The organism is Aquabacterium sp. UBA2148 (assembly GCF_002328915.1).
GTDB lineage: Bacteria > Pseudomonadota > Gammaproteobacteria > Burkholderiales > Burkholderiaceae_C > Aquabacterium > Aquabacterium parvum.
Genome location: NZ_DCXA01000271.1, coordinates 1 through 2,427 on the forward strand (window position 1 = coordinate 1; position 2,427 = coordinate 2,427).

Consider the following 2,427-nt stretch of genomic DNA (forward strand, 5'->3'; position numbering starts at 1 on the left):
GGCCTGCCGACCACGGGGCTGCGCTTTTTCACCGTCTATGGCCCCTGGGGCCGCCCCGACATGGCGCCGATGCTGTTCACGCGGGCCATCCTGGCGGGCGAGTCGATCAAGGTGTTCAACCACGGCAACATGCGCCGCGACTTCACCTACATCGACGACATCGTCGCGGGCGTGGTGGCCACGCTGGACCACCCACCCGTGGCCGACAATGGCTTCGACCGAGACGCGCCGCAGGCCTCGGGCTCGTGGGCGCCTTACAAGGTCTTCAACATCGGGCACAGCGAGCCGGTTCAGCTGATGGACTTCATCCGCACGCTCGAGTCCGCGTTGGGCGTGAAAGCCCAGCTCGACCTGCTACCCATGGCCCCGGGCGACGTGCCCGCCACCTTCGCCGACGTCAGCGCGCTGCAAGCCTGGACAGGCGTGGCCCCGCACACCGGGCTGAGCGAAGGGGTGGCCCGCTTCGTGGACTGGTACAAGGCCTACCACCAGGCCTGAAAGACCGACACAGCGAGAGGCCGTTGGACGCCGCTGGCGCCCATGCGAGCGGCAACCGTTGCGCAGGGCTCAGCGCGCGCGCGACCAACCCGGCAGGCTCAACACAAACAAGCTGCCCCCACCTTCGCGCGCTTCGCAGCGCACCTGGCCGCCATGCCGCTCGGCGATCTGGCGCACCAGGCTCAGGCCCAGCCCGATGCCGCCGGCGTGCTCTGCGTGGCCCGGCAGGCGGTAGAAAGGCTCGAAGATGCGCTCGCGCTGCTCGGCCGGCACACCGGGGCCGCGATCGGCCACCGACAACTCCAGCTGACCTCGGGTGCTCTGCAGGAAGAGCTCCACCTGCGGCCCACCGTAGCGGCGCGCGTTCTCCAGCAGGTTGCGCAAGGCGCGGCGAAGCAGCCGCTCATCTCCCTGGTGCGGCGTCAGCGGGAAGGACGCATCGATGTGCACCTCGGCCCCCACGCGCGCCGCCTCTTCCGTGGCCAGGCCCATGAGGTCAACGGGCGCGTGTTCGATGTCGCGGCGGGAATCGAGGCGGCTGGCCAGCAGCACCTCTTCGACCAGCGCGTCGAGTTCGCGGATGTCCTGGTTGATCTCGTCGCGGATGCGCGCGGCCCGCTCTGGCGAGGCCTCGGCCATCAGCGACACCGCCATCTTCAGTCGGGCCAGCGGCGAGCGCAGTTCGTGGCTGGCGTTGGCCAGCAGGCTGCGGTTGGAGGTGACCAGGTCTTCGATGCGTTGGGCGGCCTCGTTGAAGCTGCGCGCCAGCGCGGCGACCTCGTCGGCCCCTTCGACGCTGACGCGGTGCTGCAGCTGGCCTGAGCCGAAGACCTCGACGCCCGAGCGCAGCGCCTGCAGGCGGCGCGTCAGGCGGTTGACCACGGGCCAGGCGCCCAGGGCCACCGCACCAAACAACAGGATCAGCGCCAGGATCAGGGCCGGCACGCCGTGGGCCATCCAGGGCGGCACGAACATGGCCACTGGCTCCAGCCAGGGCTGGACGCGCGGCGGAGGTGGCGGCACCCCGGGCGGGGCATCGCCTTCCCGCATGGGGCCCATGATGGTCTGCGGGCCCTTGCCGCGCACCACCCAGGCGCGCAGCACCCACATCGTGCGGCCATCGGACAAGATCGAGCGCTGCATGCGCTCGCGCAACTCAGGTTGGCGGCGCAAGCGCTCTTCCAGCAAGATGGACGTGGCGATGCGCCGGCCCAGCGGGTCGTCCAGCGCCATGGGCATGCGCAGGCGCTCGGACCAGTCCAGGAAGATGCGAGACTGCTCATCCACCGGCGCGGTGGCCGGTGGCAAGCTGTTTTCGATCAACTCGGCCCAGGCCGCGGCGCGCTCGTTCCAGGCGGCCATGGACTGCACCTGGGTGCGCTCGTGCTCGAGGTTGCGCTGCGCCAGCCACCCTGAGACGAGCGCGAACACCAGCAGCACCGCCACCACCGTGAGGTAGATGCGCAGGGCCAGGGTCTTCATGCTGCGTCGAGGTCAGCGTCCTGCTTTTTGGCGAAGACGTAGCCCACGCCACGCACCGTGAGGATGCGGCGCGGCTCTTTCGGGTCGTCCTCGATGGCGGCACGGATGCGCGAGATGTGCACGTCGATGGAGCGGTCGAAGGCTTCGAGCGGGTGGCCCTTGAGCGCGTCCATGATCTGGTCGCGGCTGAGCACGCGTCCCGGGTGCTGGGCCAGCACGCTGAGCAAATCGAACTGGTAGGACGTGAGGTCGCAGGCCGCGCCGGCCAGCCGAACCTGGCGCAGACCGGTGTCGATCTCCAGGCGACCGAAGCGCCACACGTCGGCGTCATCGGCGTGCACGGAAGTGCGGCGCAGCAGGGCCCGCACGCGCGCCAGCAGCTCGCGCGGCTCGAACGGCTTGGCCAGATAGTCATCGGCGCCCATTTCCAGGCCCAGCACGCGATCA

At 70.0% G+C, this 2,427-nt stretch carries 2 protein-coding genes and 1 pseudogene (1 of these 3 only partly in view); 1 reads left to right on the plus strand and 2 read right to left on the minus strand.

All coding sequences use genetic code 11. The features are described 5' to 3' along the window. The coding region (locus B2W70_RS15140) for an NAD-dependent epimerase/dehydratase family protein (protein ID WP_286746915.1) at positions 1-498 on the plus strand (498 nt) is incomplete at its 5' end. 69 nt (positions 499-567) lie between these two features. Here B2W70_RS15140 and B2W70_RS15145 read toward each other — a convergent pair. Continuing rightward, positions 568-1,980, minus strand: a complete 1,413-nt coding sequence (locus B2W70_RS15145; RefSeq protein ID WP_286746918.1) for a sensor histidine kinase — start codon at positions 1,978-1,980, stop codon at positions 568-570. Continuing rightward, a pseudogene (locus B2W70_RS18475) lies at positions 1,977-2,427 on the minus strand (response regulator) (it continues 379 nt past the right edge of the window). Before B2W70_RS18475 ends, B2W70_RS15145 begins: the two are co-directional and overlap by 4 nt.

What these genes read in the sequence shown, in the direction of transcription:
- B2W70_RS15145 (WP_286746918.1), bottom strand. Translation starts at nt 1,980, where the DNA reads ATGAAGACCCTGGCCCTGCGCATCTACCTCACGGTGGTGGCGGTGCTG.